The sequence below is a fragment of the Streptomyces sp. NBC_00122 genome, from assembly GCF_045160845.1.
Classification (GTDB): Bacteria; Actinomycetota; Actinomycetes; order Streptomycetales; family Streptomycetaceae; genus Streptomyces.
Window position 1 is genome coordinate 768,587 of sequence record NZ_CP108191.1, and the last position, 15,257, is coordinate 783,843.

The following is a 15,257-nucleotide window of genomic DNA, read 5'->3' on the forward strand; positions in this document are numbered from 1 at the left end:
GCGCCCCCCGTTGAGCGCTACTTCTTGGCCACTGGACGCAGCCGGACCTTGACCTTCACCCGCCCCTGGACATCGGGCAGCCGTACGGTGAGGGCTTCGGCGTCGAAGTCCGTGTACGGCTTCTCGTCGATCTCGACGGACGCGATCCGCACCGAGCCGGCCGGGAGCAGGTCGGGCGAGACGCGCAGGACGCGGTCGGGCAGGTTGGTCGGGTCGGGCTGGAAGTGGAAGTCCATCTCCCGGCCGTTGACGAGGAGGTTGTTGTAGACGGCGGAGAGGTAGCAGAGCTCCGCCGAGTGGTACATGGACATCGAGTGGCTGCCCTTGAGCCGCTCGGTGCCGAGCAGGTACGGCGTACCGCTGGCGAGCACGTTGAAGTAGACGGCGCCCTCGTCGTGGTCGAGGAAGAAGGTGTTGTAGAAGGCCTGCGCCTGCCGGGCCTCGCGCAGGTTCGCCTCGCCGCCGACCGTGCCGTTCAGGATGAGGTAGGCGAGGATCGCCTGCTCCTGCTGCCACCAGGCCTTGCGGTCGTGCCAGGCGAAACGATACGTCTCCTGGTCACCGGACTTGACCCGCTCGACGACGTCGTACCAGCCGCCGCGCTGCACGTCGCTGCCGACCGCCGGCATGATCTCGCCGATCTTCTTGGCGAGCTGCTCGTACGCCGGCTTGGCCTTCAGCGAGTTCATCCGCATCAGGTTCCAGGCGATCTTCAGGTTGTGGCCGACGACGGCGCGGTCCTGCTGCCAGCTGTGCGCCTTGTCGTGCGACCAGTCGCGGTTGAAGCGCTCCTGGACGAAGGGGCTGTTCTTGTAGTCCGGGAACTTGTCCGCGATGGTGTCGAAGGTGTACTCGAGGAAGTCGGCGTACTTCTGGTCGCCGGTCGCCAGGTACAGGTTGATCAGGTACGCGGGCGCGTGGTCGCCGACCGAGTTCCAGTTCTTGCGCTCGGCGTTCTCACCGAGGGACTCGTGGTCGGCGCTGAAGAGGATCGGGTCGATGTGCGAGTAGTAGCCGCCCTGCTCCGGGTCGAAGAAGAACTTGTCGAACAGCCGGATGGTGGCGTCCGCGTCGTTCTTGATCCGGATGTCACCGGTGACGCGGTACGTCTGGATGGGGCCGGCCAGCGCGTAGATCTGCTCGTACATCGGGATCGCGTCGTAGTCGTCGGAGAACTCCGAGGTGAACAGCTTTCGCTCGCTGTCCCCGTCGACGCTGATGCCGTGGTACCAGAAGACCACGTCCTCCTCGCTGTCCACGACCCGCATGTGCTTGCGCAGGTACTCGGTGCCGCGCTCGGCGACCTCCAGGTACTCGTCCTTGCCGGTCAGCAGGTAGGCCGAGGCCATGCCGTAGACCAGGCGGGAGATCGTGTCGGTCTCCTGGACGTGGCTCGCGGTCTTGTCACCGCCGAGCCGGATCTCGGTGCGGTACTCGGTGAAGTCCACCGGCCCGTCGCCGAACTGCGCCCGCTTGTAGAAGTCGGCCAGCGACTCGATCTGCTTGATCCACCAGCTGGGCTCCTCGAAGCGGAAGTCCTCGGCGCCGCGGCCCAGGAACACCAGGCGCTTGGCGTCGAAACGCCCGCCGTGCTCCGGGTAGTGGACTCCGTAGACGAAGAGGAACCGGCCGGGCGAAAGCATCTCGTCGATGTGCCCGGACGCGTCGATGTAGGGCTCGTCCAGGTTGCGCACCAGCTCGGCGCTGGGGTCACCGGCGAGCGAGACGTCGAACGCACGCCCGTCGGAGGTCTTCAGACCCAGTACGCGCGAGCCGGAGTCGAAGCGGGTGACGTATCCGGCGATGGTGTCGGAGAAGGAGAAGCTCACGGCATCCGCCATGTCATGCACCGTCCTTGTCGTGAGAGCCCTCGTGAGTACGGTCGTGAGTGCTGTCGTCCTCGTATCCCTGGCTGACTTCGACGATCACTCCGTCGGGGTCGCGGATCCACACGGTCCGCCAGCCGCAGATGAAGTCGTCGAAGTCCAGCGGCCCCAGGGTCACTTCGGCCGCGTCGCCCAGCTCGGCCAGGAACGCGTCCACGCTGTCGGTCTGGAAGGCCAGGTGGCGCATCCGCCCCGGGGCCTGCGGCCCGTCTCCGGCTACCGCTGGGGGGACCCCCAGTGCCGGGCCGGCCGGTTCGGCGCCGGCCGCGAAGAGCTCCAGGTACGCGTCCCCCTTGCGCAGGAACACGATCTGGGCCTCCCCCAGGTCGACCACCCGGGCCCGGGTGAAGCCGAAGTAGCGGGTGTAGAACTCCTCGGTGGTCTTCTGGTCCGTGCAGTTCAGGCCCACGTGCGACCAGACCAGCCCGGCCATCAGGCCTGCCCCCGGCCCCGCCCGGCCGCGATCAGCTCGATGATCCGGCGGGCGAAGAGGTGGTGGTGGGCGCCGGTGCGGCCGGTGACCAGGTCCCCGTCGACCACCACGTCCTCGTCGACGTACTCTCCGCCCATGTTGCGGACGTCACCGATGAGGTTGTTGTGGCAGACCACCTTGCGGCCGCGGATCTTGCCGGGGATCGAGGAGGCCAGCCACATGCCGTGGCAGATGATCCCCTTGAGGACCGTCGGCTCCTCGAAGGCCCGGCGCAGCAGCTCCGTCGCCGGGGCCAGCTGGTCCACGTCCTCGGTGTAGCGCAGCCGGTCGGCCACCATGCCCGAGGGCACGATGATCGCCGAGTACCGGCGCAGGTCCTCGTCGCTCAGCCCCTCCAGGGACTGGCTGGCGGTGAAGGGCGCCCGGTACTCGTGGCCGGAGAAGGTGATGGAGTCGTTGCCCCACAGCCGGGTCAGGAAGTCGACCTCGGCGCCTTCCTCCGCGAACCGGTGCTGGTAGTAGAAGATCTCCGGCTCGTAGAAGTCGCTCTCGACCAGGACCGCGATGCGGGTCCCGCTCAGCGCGCCCTCACGCAGGACGGCATCAGGCACGGGACACCCCCTTCAGGAAGTCCGCCGCGCGCTCGGCGATCATCGCGATGGCGGTGTGGCAGTTGCCCGACGGGACCGCGGGCATCACGCTCGCGTCGACGACGCGCAGGTTCCGTACGCCGTGCACCCGCAGCTCGGGGTCGACGACGGAGAGGTCGTCGATGCCCATCCGGCAGGAGCCGGCCTGGTGGTGGTAACTCTCCGACTTCTGCTTCGCGAAGGTGCGCAGGTCGTCGTCGGTCACGGTGCCCGGCCCGGGCTGGAGCTCCTGCTTGTACCAGGGTGAGAAGGCGGAGGTCGCGAAGATCTCCCGGGCGATCTTGATGCCCTGCACCATCCGCTCCAGGTCCCAGCGGTCGCCCAGGTAGTTCGGGTTGATCAGCGGGTGGGCCAGCGGGTCGGCGCTGGCGAGCTTGATCCAGCCGCGTGAGACGGGCCGTACGACACCGGGCAGGATGGACACCGTGTTCGGGTGGTCCTGGCCGACGATCACGTCGAAGGGCACGTGGACGAAGGCGATCTGCAGGTCCGGCGCGGGCAGTCCCGGCTGGGAGGACAGGAACAGAGCGCTCTCCGACAGGTTCTGCGCCGGCGGCGGGAGCTCCTGGGTGACCTCGGCCATCAGACCGGTCAGGACGTGGTTGTGGAAGTTCTCGCCGACCCCGGGCAGGGCCGCGGTGACCTCGATGCCGTGTTCGCGCAGCTGGTGCGGGTGCCCGATGCCGGAGAGCAGCAGCAGCTTGGGGGATTCGATCGCCCCGGCGGCCACGATCACCTCCCGGCGGGCCCGTACGGTGTGCGGGCCGGGCTCGGCGGTGGCGCTGTGGCTGTCGCGGACGGTGCGGCCCGGGACGTCGCTGCCCGAAAGCGTGGCGGGGGCCTGGAGCTGGACGTACTCGACGCCCGTGCAGGTGTCCCCGTCGAACAGCAGCCGGGTGCTCTGCGCACTGGTGCGCAGGGTCAGGTTGGGGCGGTCGAGCGCGGGCTCCAGGTACGCGGCGAGGGTGCCCTGGCGGCGGCCGTCGGCCACGTCGATGTGGTGCCAGCCGGTGCCGAAGAGGCCGCGGCGGGGACCGTCGGTGTTGAAGTCGGCGATCTCCTGGTGCCCCAGCTCGACGGCCGCGTCGATGAAGGCGCGGGAGACCGGGTTGGGGCCGTGCTGCCCGGCGTTGGTGATGCGCTGCGGGCCGCGGGTGCCGGTGGTGGCGGCGGTGGCGTCCTCCTGGCCCTCCAGGAGGGAGAAGTACGGGAGCACGTCCTCGTGCGCCCAGCCGGCCGCGCCCTGGTAGGCCCAGTTGTCGAAGTCCGAGGCGTGGCCCCGGATGTGCATCATGATGTAGAGGTTGCTGCTGCCGCCGGGGGCCTTGCCGCGCGGTTCGTACGTGCGGCGGCCGCCCAGGCCGGGCTGCGGGGTGCTGGTGTAGCCCCAGTCCACGGGCCCGCCGAGCAGCTTGTACCAGGAGGACGGGTCGTCCACCTCGGGCGGGATACGGGATCCGCCCGCCTCCAGGACGAGGACGCTGACGTCCGGGTCCTCGGAGAGGCGGCTCGCCAGCACGCTGCCCGCGGTGCCGGATCCCACGACGACGTAGTCGTACTCTTCGGTCTCGGAGACACCCACGAGATCTCCCCCCCTCAGCCCTGGCTCAGGACCTGGAAGGGGACGGTGTCGTGGTAGTTCGCCATGTAGGCGATCTTCCCGTCCGCGATCCGGAAGAAGTTCATGACCTCGGCCTCGATGGACTCTCCCGAGGCGCTGACCGCGGTCAGGTGGGAGACGGCCGCGGCCTTCTCCCCGTCGACGAGGAAGTGCACGGGCTCGTTCCGGAAGACCCGGTACATGGTGCCCATGCCCTTCATCATCGAGCGCAGCAGTTCGAGGCCCTCGATGTGGCCGGCCAGCTGCTCGTCCATGACCTGGTCGTCGGCGAACAGGTCGCACCAGCGGTCCCAGTCCCCCGCGTTGGCGTACTCGTAGTACTTCGTGAGAATCTCTCGCGCATCCATGGCGTCGCTCATTCCCCTATCGGTCCCTGCGGGTTCCGTCCGGCGCGAACGGCGCCCAGAACTGGCTGAAGGCGGACGCCGAGTCGCCGAAGAGCCCGTCGCGGCCCTCGACGATCCGGCCGTCCTGCCACCGCATGAAGTGGAAGACCGGGTAGTCCATCCGCTCGTACGGGGACCGGCTGTCCTCGGCCGCGCCGTCCCGCAGGGCGACGTTGCGGCACACGTCGGCGGAACAGTCCTCGCCGACGAGCACCGCTTCCAGGTCCATCCGGAAGGTGCCGCCCGTGAGCTTGTGGGTCTGCCCCATCAGCTCCAGGAAGGCGTCCAGGCTCTCGTACCAGCCGGCGAGCGGGTGGTTGCCCGGTACCAGCCAGCGCAGGTCCTCGGAGTAGTACTCCAGGATGCGCGCCCGGTCGCCGGAGCCCAGCGCGGCGTAGGCCGCCCGCACCCGCTCCCGTGTCACTTCGGTCATCGTGGCTTCTCCTTCGCCCGCGTCAGAGGGAGCCGGAACCGGGCATCGGAGCCAGGTCGTTGACGGTGTACTGCTTGATCAGCGGTCCGTCGGGACCGGCGACCACGGTCCAGGTCTGGTCGGCGTCGAAGCCGAGCCACTGGCTCCGCGCCGCCGGCGGGTCCCAGATCTTGGCCTGCCAGTTGACGAGCACCCGGACGATCGCCCGGTCGCCCTCGATGACGGGCTCCACCTTCGTGACCGTGTGCACCTCGTCGAAGAACCGGTTCGTGACGGCCTCGTACCAGCGGCCGAAGCCCTGGTGGCCGAGGAAGGTGTCCTCGGGGACCTTGAACTCCAGGTCCTCGGTGATCAGGGCGAGCACCTCGTCCAGCCCTACGTGCCTGTCCAGCGCCACGTACCAGTCCTCGGCGAAACTGCGGATCGCGTCCTCGGTCAACTGCCGCTCGGCGGGCATGCGGTCTCCTCCTGTTCCGTGTGCTGCGTGACTGCTCTGGTCAGATCTGGATGTCGACGAGGAACGGACCGGGGTGGGCCAGCATCCGGCTCACGGCGGCGGCCGCCTCGTCCGGCTTCTCCACCCGCATCCCGCCGGCGCCGAGCGACCGGGCCAGCCCGGCGAAGTCGATCTCGGGGTGGGAGAGGTCGAAGGAGCCCGGGAATCCGTGCTCGGGGATGTCCCGCTCCCGCCAGTACTGGGCGATGTTGTCGTCCAGCAGCCGGTACTTGCGGTTGTTGCAGACCACGAACTTGGCCTCGATGCCGTGCCGGGCCGCCGTCCACAGCGCCTGGTAGGTGTACATCGACCCGCCGTCGCCCGCGAAACCGACGACGAGCCGGTCCGGGCGGGCGAGCTTGGCGCCGACCGCGCCCGGGAAGCCCACGCCCAGCGATCCGCCCCGGGTGAGGTGGTAGTCGCCCGGGCGCTCGGCCGGCAGGTACTTCGTGACCAGCGGGGAGGTGGTCAGCGCCTCGTCGAAGACGATCAGGTCCCCGCCGGTGCGCTCGGCCAGGGTCCGCAGGAAGACGGTCATCGGCGTGCCGTCGTCCGTCTGCGCCTGCCCGTCGCGGACCCTTTCCCGGGTCCGTACGTCGAGCCGGGCCGCCGCGGCCGCCCGCCGCTGCGGGGTCAGCCGGTGTTCCAGTACGCCGGCCAGCGCGCGCAGCGCCTGCTTGGGATCCGCGGCGAGGCCGAGGTCCACCGGGTGGTTCTTGGCGATCTCGTAGGCGTTGAGGTCGATGTGGACGACCTTCGCGCCTTCCCGGAAGGGGCTCTCCAGCTCGGGGAACACCTCCGGGAAGACATAGGTGCCGACGATCAGCACCCCGTCGGCGTCCCCCACGAGGTCCTTGCTGTGCGGGCCGAACATGTGGCCCGTCTGGCCCCGCCGCAGCGGGTGCGAGGCCGCGATGTTGACCTCGGAGGAGTCGACCTCGTACACGTCGGCGCCCAGCAGCTCGGCGACCGCCGCCAGTTCGTTCTGCGCCCCGGAGAGCGAGACCCCGTCCCCGATGAGGACGACCGGCCGCTCGGCGGAGGCGAGCAGCTCGGCCGCCCGCCCCACCGAGGCCGGCGAGGGCGCCACGTCCGTGAGCGGCACCGTGGCGGGCAGGACGGGCTCGGAGTTGAGCTCGTCCAGCACGTCCATCGGCAGCGCCACGAACACGGGCCCGCGGGGCGGGGTGAGCGCGATCTTCACGGCCCGCCGGATGGTGCGGAGCACGGAGTTCCGGTCGGTGACCCGGGTCGCGTACTTCGTCACCGGCTTGGCCATCGCCACCAGGTCGGACGCCATCTGCGCGTCCATGGCGTCGTAGCGCACCCCGGCGTCACCGGCGACCACGACGAGCGGGGTGTGGCCGCGCAGCGACTGGTAGAGCATGCCGATGCCGTTGCCCAGCCCCACCCCGGAATGCAGCTGGAGGAGCGCCGCGCCGCCGGTCGCCCGGGCGTATCCGTCGGCGATACCGGCGGCCACGGTCTCCTGGAGGGCGAGGATGTACTGGAAGTCCTCCGCCGCGTCCACAGCGTCGAGGAATCCCTGTTCCACCGTCCCAGGATTTCCGAACATCACATTCAGGCCGTCGGCCTTGAACTGCTCGATCAGCCTTTCCCGTCCGGGAGTGGCTCCGGTGTTCATCGAACTCCCCCTCATTCCCACGAGTTGCCGGAATTACCAGCCGTAACGGGTGAGACCGTCCTCCAGGACTTCCACGATCTTCTGTCCCGTGAGGTACGAGTCAGGGGTGGACCGTCCGGTCACGAACGGGAAGTCGACGATGACCGAGACCGGCTTGCCGAAATTCCCGTGGTACGCGCCGCGCGGGCCCGTGGCGTCGCGCAGGATGTACTCCAGCGGATACGGCGGCGGCCCCATGTTGAAGTCGGTACCGAGGAATCCGGTGCCGTCCTTGTAGTCGTACTCCTTGCAGTGGCCGGTCACGTGCTTGCCCCAGATGATGCTCCTGCGGTCGCTCCAGTCCCGCGCGAAGGCGAGGCAGGCGACCCCGTAGCACTCCGCGGCCACGACCTTGCCGGCCCTCTTGAAGGCCAGGATCAGGGCGTGCACGCGCTCGTTGTTGGCGAGGTCGGCGATCGGGCCGCTGCCGCCGACGATGAGGATCGCGTCGTATCCGGCGATGTCGGCGTCGAGCTTGTCCAGATCGCGGTGGTACTGCTCCAGCTTCCGCAGATAGCCCTCGTCGCTCGTGTACGGGCGCTCCGGGACCCACGCCTCGATGTCGAGCGGCGAGTCCAGCCGGCTCGACTGCTCGAACTCCCGGCCCAGCCGGGCGTTCTCCTCTGTGGTGACCGAGCGTCCCAGTGGAGGATCGATGTAGTTCGCGTCGAGGCTCGGCGGAAGAGCGTGTGCACGCTTTCCGGTCGGCGTGGCGAATATGACCTCGTAGCCCCGCTCATCGAACTTCGATACGGGCCCTATCAGTTCTTCGGCCCAGTAACCGTGTTCGGAGACAATGACCAGAATCTTTCTGCTCACGTATTCCTCCAGGCGCCGCCTGTTGTCGTTGGCGTCCCCCACACTGGCCGCGCCCGGAGCCTTCGTCAAAGCGCCGGTGTGCGACTTCGTGAGGTAGCGGCCCACCTCATGGGGGCACCTCAGGAAGTCGTCTCCCGACGTCATGAAGTAGCTTCAGGACTACCTGACTTCGGCCGAATCGGTGAACCATTACCGAGGCCGCGCCCTATCGTCTGGACGCGCCGTGAATCACGGGCGCGCGGAGTAGGAGCCGTCGAGAAGAAGAGGGACGGGGACGATGACGATGGACCTGTTGTGCACCCACATCGATCGGATACGTCCGGTGAAGCCCGGAACCGAGGGCTGCGAGGAGTGCCTCATCGCCGGTGACACCTGGGTGCACCTGCGGATGTGCCTCAGCTGCGGGCACGTCGGATGCTGCGACTCCTCGAAGAACCGTCACGCCACCCGCCACTACCGCACCACCGAGCACCCCATCGCGGCCTCGCACGAGCCCGGCGAGGACTGGGCGTGGTGCTACGCCGACAAGCTGATGCTGGACCCGGCGTGAGCGCGGCGCAGGAGAGCGCGGCCGTCACGGCCGCCGGCGAGCACGTGGAGAACAAGAAGCCGGTCATCCTGGCCGTGGACGACGACCCGCAGGTGCTCCGCGCCGTCCGCCGTGACCTGCGCAGCGCCTACGGCGACCGCTACCGGGTGCTAGGCGCCTCCTCGGCCGCCGACGCCCTGAAGATCCTGGACTCCCTCGACGAGCGCGGCCACGACCCGGCGCTGTTCCTCGTGGACCAGCGGATGCCCGACGTCACCGGGGTCGAATTCCTGCTGGAGGCGGTCAGCCGCTTCCCGGACGCCCGCCGCGTGCTGCTGACCGCGTACGCGGAGACCGACGCGGCGATCACCGCCATCAACCGGGTCCGGCTGGACTACTACCTGCTCAAGCCGTGGGACCCGCCGCACGAGCGGCTCTTCCCGGTCCTGGACGACCTGCTGTCGGACTGGCTGGCCACCTACCGGCCCGCGTACGACGGAATCATCGTCGCCGGTCACCTGGTCTCCCCCGGCACCCACGCCGTGCGGGACTTCTTCACGCGCAACGGCCAGCCGTTCCGCTTCCTCAACGTGGAGCGGGACCCCGAGGCGCTGACCCTGATCGCCGCCCAGCCCGACGCGGCGCTCCCGCTGGTCCGCTTCCCGGACGGGTCGGTGCTCTCCGCGCCCACCGACACCGAGCTCGCCCAGCGCCTGGGCCTGGCGACCACCGCCTCCCGGCCGCACTACGAGTGCGTCATCGTCGGCGCGGGGCCCGCTGGCCTGGCGGCCGGGGTGTACGCGGCTTCGGAAGGCCTGTCGACGCTGATGCTGGACTCCCGCGCCCCGGGCGGCCAGGCCGGCACCTCCAGCCTGATCGAGAACTACCTCGGCTTCCCCTCGGGCCTCTCGGGCGGCGACCTGACCCGCCGCGCCACCATCCAGGCCTCCCGGTTCGGCGCCGAGATCCTGCACCCGGTGGAGGTGGTCTCACTGACCCGGGACGATCCGGCGAAGATCCTCACCCTGGCCGACGGCACGGAGATCTCCGCCGAGACGGTCCTACTGGCCACGGGAGTCTCGTACAACCGCCTCGACGCGCCCGGCGCGGACCGCTTCGAGGGAGCCGGTCTCTACTACGGCGCGGCCACGACCGAGAGCTCGGCGTGCATCTCGCAGCACGTGTTCATCGTGGGCGGGGCCAACTCGGCCGGCCAGGCCGCGGTGCACTTCGCCAAGTACGCCGCCCGCGTGACCATCCTGGTCCGCGCGGCCTCGCTGGACGCGAGCATGTCCCGTTACCTGATCGACGAGATCGACCGCACCCCGAACATCGAGGTGAAGGTCCGTACGACGGTGGTCCGGCTGGACGGCGACGAGCACCTCGAACGGCTGACCCTGCACGACGCGGAGACGGACGAGGACACGGAGGTCCCGGCACGCTTCATGTTCACCTTCATCGGCGCCCGCCCGCACACCGACTGGCTGTCGGGGGTCGTCGAGCGGGACGAGTACGGCTTCGTCCTCACCGGATCGGACCTGATCGCCAACGGTGGCGAGCTCCCGGCCGAGTGGAGTCTGGAACGGGCCCCCTACCCGCTGGAGACCAGCGTTCCGGGCGTGTTCGCGGCGGGCGACGTACGGGCCCACTCGGTGAAGCGGGTCGCGTCGGGCGTGGGCGAGGGCGCGATGGCGGTCAACCTGATCCACCGCTACCGCTCGATGGGCTGAGAGCGAACAGGCGCCGGAACGCTTGCGATCAAGACCACAGCGGACGCAACGTTGATTACATGATTACAGCCGAACAGAGCGAACAGCTCCGCGTGTGGTTCGCCGAGCGTCTGCCGGTGGACGTCTACGAGTCCCTCGTATCGGTCACGGCCGACCGCGAGGAGATCACGGTCGTCGGCACCGTGCCGGCGGCCGAGTCCGTCAAGGAGTTCCGCGAACGCACCCGCGAACAGCGCATCGAGGTCGCCCGCGAGGCCGAGGAGCTCTACCGCCGCAAGGTGGCCTGGGGCGTGCGGGTGGGCGAGGAGACCGCGCTCTTCACCCACCTCGCCGTCCCGGTCATGACCCGTCTGCGCCAGTCCGAGCGCCAGGTCCTCGACACCCTGGTCGCCGGCGGCGTGGCCCGCAGCCGGGCCGACGCCCTCGCCTGGTGCGTCCGCCTGGTGGGCCGCAACACCGACACCTGGCTGGCGGAACTGCGCGAGTCCCTGGACAAGGTCCAGCAGGTCCGCTCGAAGGGCCCGGACGTGGCCGAGTCCCCGGACCCGACGGACTCCAGGAAGTCCGAGTCCGAATGACGGAATCCCCCCACGGGCAAGCATGATCCCGTAAGGCTGGCCACGACCACCATCCAGGGAGAGGCAGCGCACCATGACGACCACCGTCGAATACATCCGCTACCGGATCGCATTGGACGACCAGCAGGCCTTCGAGGACGCGTACACCCGGGCGGCCGAGGCCCTGGCCGCGTCGCCCGAGTGCATCGACTACGAGCTGGCACGCTGCGAGGAGGAGAACGAGCGCTACATCCTCCGCATCCGCTGGACCTCGGTCGACGCCCACCTGGGCGGCTTCCGCAAGGGCGAGCACTTCCCGGCCTTCTTCAGCGCGATCCGGCCGTACGTGACGGCGATCGAGGAAATGCAGCACTACACGGTGACCGACATCGTGGGCACCGGAAAGGCCGCAGGGTAACCATGAGCACGACACCCACCATCTACGATTGGATGGGCGGCGCGGAGGCGATGAACCGTCTCACCGACGCCTTCTACGCCCACGCCCTGCGGGACGAGATCCTGGCCCCGGTCTTCGCCGGCATGGACTCGGAGCACCCGCAGCACGTCGCGGTCTGGCTGTCGGAGGTCTTCGGCGGCCCGTCGGACTACTCCGCCCACCACGGCGGCCACCAGCACATGGCCACCAAGCACCTGGGCCGCGCGATCACCGAGAGGCAGCGCCGCCGCTGGGTGGACCTGCTCCTGGACACGGCCGACGAGGTCGGCCTCCCGACGGACCCGGAGTTCCGCGCGGTGTTCGTCTACTACATCGAGTGGGGCACCCGCATGGCCCTGATCTACTCGGGCGCCAACCCGCCCCCGGTCGACGCGGCCAAGATCCCGGTCTGGTCCTGGGGCCAGACCCCTCCGTGGGTCCCGAAGACCGCGACGGACTGACCCGCTCCGCCCCAGCCGGCCCGGCCTCGCAGGCGTTCGAGGCCGGGGTCTGGGGCGGAGCCCAGGTCCTTCAGCCCCGCCCGGGTTCTCAGCGCCGCCCGGGTCCTTCAGCCCCGCCCGGGCCCGGCCCGGCCAGCAGCACCGTGAGCGGCGGCGCGCCGTCCTGCCCGCGCCAGAAGTCCACGGCCTCCTCCAGGATCTCCAGCAGGGTCTCCCAGTCGCCCGGCCGCTCGGCGGCGTACCCGCGCCACGAGGTCACGGCGACGAGCCGCCCCTCGGCGTCCGGCAGCCACGACAGGTCCCTCAGCGCGTCCGCCAGCGCGTCCCAGTTCCCCCCGAACCACTCCGGCAGCCGCAGGGCGTCCCCGCACCGCCGCATCAGCCCGGCCTTGCCGCGTACGCCGTCCAGGTCCAGCCGCACGGTCGTCCAGTCGGCGGCTTCGGCGGCGGCGAGGGCAGGGGCGAGCGGCTGCGGGTCGAGGGTCATCGGAGAACCGCCTTGAAGGTCTCGTAGTGGTCGTCCGTGTAGAAGAACTCCCCACCCTCGCCCGTCACGATCCGCCGGGCCCCGCGGTCCCGCTCCCCCGGCGTCCTCACGGTGAACTCGTGGTAGTAGCCGCGTTTCTGCCGGGGCAGGGCCTTCTCGAAGTTCCCGAAGACGGTCCCGTCCTGGCGGTACGGATACGGCCCGCCCTTGTCGATGAGCGCGAGCACGTCCAGGGCCTGCCGCGGCAGCTCGGCGGCCCGCACGGTCGCCAGCCCCTTCGCCCACACCGGAGCGCCGGTGCCGGCGGCGGCAGGCGCGGGCTTCTGCCCGCCACAGCCCACCGCACCGACCAGCGCGGCGCACAGGAGCACGGCCCCCAGTACACGAAGCAGCGACCGGGGCACGTTCCGAAAGATCATGCGCCGATCGTGCCAAATATCCGATTCGCTCGCGAATCGCCCGATGGCGTCTAGAGCGCGGCCATCTTGGTGTAGGGACTCAGGATTCGCTTCTGGACCGACCCGAAGTCGACGAGAACAGCGATCCCCTCCTCGATTCCGACGACACGGCCGAGGCCGTGCTCATCGTGAGTGACCCGGTCGCCGACGCTGAACTGCCGGATGGGCTGTTCCACGGGGGCCTTGAACGGGCTGGACGGCAAATGGCGGCGAGGTACTGCTGACTTTGTCATTGAACCCAGTATGCGCCCAGCGGGCCGCCTCGTGGTCCGCCGTTCGGATCTCAATTCCGGCACCATCCGCCCCAGCGGTGGCTACAGGTCGTCGGGGTCGGCCCGCTCCAGCGCCGGCCGCAGCCCCGGGGACGACTCGGTGAGCAGGTAGTCGGCCACCGCCGTATCGGTGACCAGGCTGGTCACCAGACCCGACCGCAGCACCGCCCCGATCGCGGAGGCCTTGCGCAGCCCGCCTGCGATGGCCACGACCTCGGGGATCCGCCGGAGCCGGTCCGCCTCGACGGTGATGCACCGCTCGCCGAGGTCCCGGCCGACCCGCCGCCCCTCGGAATCGAAGAGGTGCGCGGACATCTCGGCCGCCACGCCCAGCGAGGCGTAGTGCTCCCGCTCCTCGTCCGTCAGCATGTCGTGGACGGTGGAGATGCCCGGCTCCCAGGAGCCGATGGAGACGGCCGCGACCGTCACCTTGTCGAAGTACTCGAAAGCGCGCGCGATCCCCGTCTGGTTGCGCAGCGCGGCCGCGGTCGCGGGGTCGGGCAGCAGCATCGGCGCGTAGATCGGGTGCGCGTCCCCGCCCGACACCTGCGCGGCCCGCCGCACCGCCTCCACGGACCCGCGCTCGGCGGTCCCCGCGTCGTACACGCCGGTCAGCTGCACCACGGTGCAGGGCGGCAGCCGGTGCAGGGACGCGGCCATGTGAATGGTCGACCGCCCCCACGCCAGGCCCAGTACGTCGCCCTCGTTGACCAGCTCGCCCAGCAGATCGGCGGCCACCGCGCCCAGGTTCTCCGGATCCGGCGCGTCCTCGGTGGCGTCGGCGGGCGACTCCACCACGACGGCGTGCCTGAGCCCGTACCGGGCCCTGAGCGCGTCCGACCGCTCCGCGTCCAGTTCCGCCGGTACCCGGATCTCGATCCGTACGAGGTCGCGTTCGAGGGCGGTCTCCAGGACCCGGGCCACCTTGAAGCGGCTCACGCCGAACTCCTCGGCGATCTGGATCTTGGACTTGCCCTCCAGGTAGAAGCGGCGAGCCATGGCCGCCGCCTGCACCAGCTCCGCGGGTCCCATCCGCAGGGCTGACCGTCCCGCCGACATTGCAGACACCGCGTTCTCCTCACTGCTGTTCACACTGTCGTGTTCACACTCTCGACTCGCCGTTCATCCTGTCAGATCCGACGGCCGTTGATCAGCCTGTACAGCCCCCGTTCACCGAGCTGTTCATCAACCCTTGGTTCAGTGGTCGCAAGCCCACGGCGCCACGGCGATCGCCGCGCCCGCCTGCTCACGCAGCGTGCTCACGGCGGCCGCCGGATCGACGGCGCCGTACACCGCGCTGCCCGCGACGAAGACGTCGGCACCGGCCTCGGCGCAGCGTTCGATGGTCGAGGCCGAGACCCCGCCGTCCACCTGGAGCCACAGCTCCAGACCGTGCTTGGCGATCAGCTCCCGGGTGCGGCGGATCTTGGGCAGCATGATGTCGAGAAAGGGCTGGCCGCCGAAGCCCGGCTCGACCGTCATGATCAGCAGCATGTCGAGCTCGGGAAGGATGTCCTCGTACTGCTCGATCGGCGTCGCGGGCTTGAGCGCCATGGACGCCCGCGCCCCCTTGGCCCGGATCTCCCGCGCCAGGCGCACGGGGGCCGCTGCGGCCTCGGCATGGAAGGTGACCGAACCCGCGCCGGCTTCCACGTACTGGGGGGCCCAGCGGTCCGGGTCCTCGATCATCAGGTGGAGGTCCAGCGGGATGTCGGTGGCCCGGCTCAAGGACTCCACGATCGGCATACCGAGGGTCAGGTTGGGGACGAAGTGGTTGTCCATGACGTCGACATGCAGCCAGTCGGCCCCCTCGACGGCCTTCGCCTCGTCGGCGAGCCGTGCGAAGTCTGCGGACAGGATGCTGGGATAAATCTGAGCGGCCATGCCCCAAGCCTGCCATGCCTTCGCACGGTTCCGGC

General features: G+C 69.7%; 19 protein-coding genes. 5 read left to right on the forward strand and 14 right to left on the reverse strand.

What is annotated here, in order from left to right:
- Nucleotides 1-17: 17 nt before the first annotated feature.
- Genes OG737_RS03595 through OG737_RS03635 form a run of 9 tightly spaced genes read right to left on the reverse strand, consistent with a single transcriptional unit; the run spans nucleotide 18 to nucleotide 8,408 of the window.
- Nucleotides 18-1,841, reverse strand: a complete 1,824-nt coding sequence (locus tag OG737_RS03595; protein ID WP_328924675.1) for an AGE family epimerase/isomerase — start codon at nucleotides 1,839-1,841, stop codon at nucleotides 18-20.
- Between the two features lies 1 nt (nucleotide 1,842).
- Nucleotides 1,843-2,319 (reverse strand): VOC family protein, encoded by a 477-nt coding sequence (locus tag OG737_RS03600; protein WP_328924676.1) that lies wholly within the window; start codon nucleotides 2,317-2,319, stop codon nucleotides 1,843-1,845.
- Nucleotides 2,319-2,930 carry a DJ-1/PfpI family protein gene (locus OG737_RS03605; RefSeq protein ID WP_328924677.1) on the reverse strand — a complete coding sequence of 204 codons (612 nt, stop codon included), beginning with the start codon at nucleotides 2,928-2,930 and terminating at the stop codon, nucleotides 2,319-2,321. The genes OG737_RS03600 and OG737_RS03605 overlap by 1 nt, the downstream gene beginning before the upstream one ends.
- Complete coding sequence (locus OG737_RS03610; RefSeq protein ID WP_328924678.1) at nucleotides 2,923-4,551, reverse strand: GMC oxidoreductase; 1,629 nt, start codon at nucleotides 4,549-4,551, stop codon at nucleotides 2,923-2,925. Before OG737_RS03610 ends, OG737_RS03605 begins: the two co-directional genes overlap by 8 nt.
- A gap of 14 nt (nucleotides 4,552-4,565) precedes the next feature.
- On the reverse strand, nucleotides 4,566-4,937 hold the full coding sequence (locus tag OG737_RS03615) for a nuclear transport factor 2 family protein (protein WP_328924679.1): 372 nt from the start codon (nucleotides 4,935-4,937) through the stop codon (nucleotides 4,566-4,568).
- 16 nt (nucleotides 4,938-4,953) lie between these two features.
- Nucleotides 4,954-5,409: a nuclear transport factor 2 family protein gene (locus OG737_RS03620; RefSeq protein WP_328924680.1), complete on the reverse strand. Its 456-nt coding sequence runs from the start codon at nucleotides 5,407-5,409 to the stop codon at nucleotides 4,954-4,956.
- 22 nt (nucleotides 5,410-5,431) lie between these two features.
- Nucleotides 5,432-5,866, reverse strand: coding sequence for a nuclear transport factor 2 family protein (locus OG737_RS03625; RefSeq protein WP_328924681.1), 435 nt, complete (start codon nucleotides 5,864-5,866; stop codon nucleotides 5,432-5,434).
- Nucleotides 5,867-5,906: 40 nt separating this feature from the next.
- A complete protein-coding gene (locus OG737_RS03630; RefSeq protein WP_328924682.1) occupies nucleotides 5,907-7,550 on the reverse strand; it encodes a thiamine pyrophosphate-binding protein in 1,644 nt (547 codons plus the stop codon).
- 33 nt (nucleotides 7,551-7,583) lie between these two features.
- Nucleotides 7,584-8,408, reverse strand: a complete 825-nt coding sequence (locus OG737_RS03635; protein ID WP_328924683.1) for a type 1 glutamine amidotransferase domain-containing protein — start codon at nucleotides 8,406-8,408, stop codon at nucleotides 7,584-7,586.
- A 277-nt stretch (nucleotides 8,409-8,685) separates the two neighbouring features.
- On the opposite strand from OG737_RS03635, the gene OG737_RS03640 reads away from it, so the two are divergent.
- From OG737_RS03640 to OG737_RS03660, 5 genes are all read left to right on the forward strand, one after another.
- Entirely contained in the window at nucleotides 8,686-8,958 is a 273-nt protein-coding gene (locus OG737_RS03640; protein WP_328924684.1) for a UBP-type zinc finger domain-containing protein, read from the forward strand.
- Nucleotides 8,955-10,667, forward strand: a complete 1,713-nt coding sequence (locus OG737_RS03645) for an FAD-dependent oxidoreductase (protein WP_328924685.1) — start codon at nucleotides 8,955-8,957, stop codon at nucleotides 10,665-10,667. The genes OG737_RS03640 and OG737_RS03645 overlap by 4 nt, the downstream gene beginning before the upstream one ends.
- Nucleotides 10,668-10,726: 59 nt before the next feature.
- A complete protein-coding gene (locus OG737_RS03650; protein ID WP_405921181.1) occupies nucleotides 10,727-11,245 on the forward strand; it encodes a hypothetical protein in 519 nt (172 codons plus the stop codon).
- A 73-nt stretch (nucleotides 11,246-11,318) separates the two neighbouring features.
- Entirely contained in the window at nucleotides 11,319-11,642 is a 324-nt protein-coding gene (locus OG737_RS03655; protein ID WP_328924687.1) for an antibiotic biosynthesis monooxygenase family protein, read from the forward strand.
- Nucleotides 11,643-11,644: 2 nt separating this feature from the next.
- Complete coding sequence (locus OG737_RS03660; RefSeq protein ID WP_405921182.1) at nucleotides 11,645-12,121, forward strand: group II truncated hemoglobin; 477 nt, start codon at nucleotides 11,645-11,647, stop codon at nucleotides 12,119-12,121.
- An 88-nt stretch (nucleotides 12,122-12,209) separates the two neighbouring features.
- Here the strand turns inward: OG737_RS03660 and OG737_RS03665 are convergent, their stop codons facing one another.
- The 5 genes from OG737_RS03665 to rpe form a co-directional block, all read right to left on the reverse strand.
- A complete protein-coding gene (locus OG737_RS03665) occupies nucleotides 12,210-12,608 on the reverse strand; it encodes a barstar family protein (RefSeq protein ID WP_328924689.1) in 399 nt (132 codons plus the stop codon).
- Entirely contained in the window at nucleotides 12,605-13,027 is a 423-nt protein-coding gene (locus tag OG737_RS03670; RefSeq protein ID WP_405921183.1) for a ribonuclease domain-containing protein, read from the reverse strand. The genes OG737_RS03665 and OG737_RS03670 overlap by 4 nt, the downstream gene beginning before the upstream one ends.
- Before the next feature lie 50 nt (nucleotides 13,028-13,077).
- The gene (locus tag OG737_RS03675; RefSeq protein WP_189740325.1) at nucleotides 13,078-13,299 is read right to left on the reverse strand and encodes a CarD family transcriptional regulator; all 222 of its coding nucleotides are present in this window, start codon (nucleotides 13,297-13,299) and stop codon (nucleotides 13,078-13,080) included.
- A gap of 81 nt (nucleotides 13,300-13,380) precedes the next feature.
- A complete protein-coding gene (locus OG737_RS03680; RefSeq protein ID WP_388567098.1) occupies nucleotides 13,381-14,397 on the reverse strand; it encodes a sugar-binding transcriptional regulator in 1,017 nt (338 codons plus the stop codon).
- A gap of 138 nt (nucleotides 14,398-14,535) precedes the next feature.
- Complete coding sequence (gene rpe, locus OG737_RS03685) at nucleotides 14,536-15,222, reverse strand: ribulose-phosphate 3-epimerase (protein ID WP_328924691.1); 687 nt, start codon at nucleotides 15,220-15,222, stop codon at nucleotides 14,536-14,538.
- Between the last annotated feature and the right edge of the window lie 35 nt (nucleotides 15,223-15,257).

Excerpts from the sequence above, each read along its gene's own strand:
- OG737_RS03595 (WP_328924675.1), bottom strand. The coding sequence starts at position 1,841 with ATGGCGGATGCCGTGAGCTTCTCCTTCTCCGACACCATCGCCGGATAC.
- OG737_RS03600 (WP_328924676.1), bottom strand. The coding sequence starts at position 2,319 with ATGGCCGGGCTGGTCTGGTCGCACGTGGGCCTGAACTGCACGGACCAG.
- OG737_RS03615 (WP_328924679.1), bottom strand. The coding sequence starts at position 4,937 with ATGGATGCGCGAGAGATTCTCACGAAGTACTACGAGTACGCCAACGCG.
- OG737_RS03620 (WP_328924680.1), bottom strand. The coding sequence starts at position 5,409 with ATGACCGAAGTGACACGGGAGCGGGTGCGGGCGGCCTACGCCGCGCTG.
- OG737_RS03625 (WP_328924681.1), bottom strand. The coding sequence starts at position 5,866 with ATGCCCGCCGAGCGGCAGTTGACCGAGGACGCGATCCGCAGTTTCGCC.
- OG737_RS03630 (WP_328924682.1), bottom strand. The coding sequence starts at position 7,550 with ATGAACACCGGAGCCACTCCCGGACGGGAAAGGCTGATCGAGCAGTTC.
- OG737_RS03640 (WP_328924684.1), top strand. The coding sequence starts at position 8,686 with ATGACGATGGACCTGTTGTGCACCCACATCGATCGGATACGTCCGGTG.
- OG737_RS03650 (WP_405921181.1), top strand. The coding sequence starts at position 10,727 with ATGATTACAGCCGAACAGAGCGAACAGCTCCGCGTGTGGTTCGCCGAG.
- OG737_RS03655 (WP_328924687.1), top strand. The coding sequence starts at position 11,319 with ATGACGACCACCGTCGAATACATCCGCTACCGGATCGCATTGGACGAC.
- OG737_RS03660 (WP_405921182.1), top strand. The coding sequence starts at position 11,645 with ATGAGCACGACACCCACCATCTACGATTGGATGGGCGGCGCGGAGGCG.
- OG737_RS03665 (WP_328924689.1), bottom strand. The coding sequence starts at position 12,608 with ATGACCCTCGACCCGCAGCCGCTCGCCCCTGCCCTCGCCGCCGCCGAA.
- OG737_RS03670 (WP_405921183.1), bottom strand. The coding sequence starts at position 13,027 with ATGATCTTTCGGAACGTGCCCCGGTCGCTGCTTCGTGTACTGGGGGCC.
- OG737_RS03675 (WP_189740325.1), bottom strand. The coding sequence starts at position 13,299 with ATGACAAAGTCAGCAGTACCTCGCCGCCATTTGCCGTCCAGCCCGTTC.
- OG737_RS03680 (WP_388567098.1), bottom strand. The coding sequence starts at position 14,397 with ATGTCGGCGGGACGGTCAGCCCTGCGGATGGGACCCGCGGAGCTGGTG.
- rpe (WP_328924691.1), bottom strand. The coding sequence starts at position 15,222 with ATGGCCGCTCAGATTTATCCCAGCATCCTGTCCGCAGACTTCGCACGG.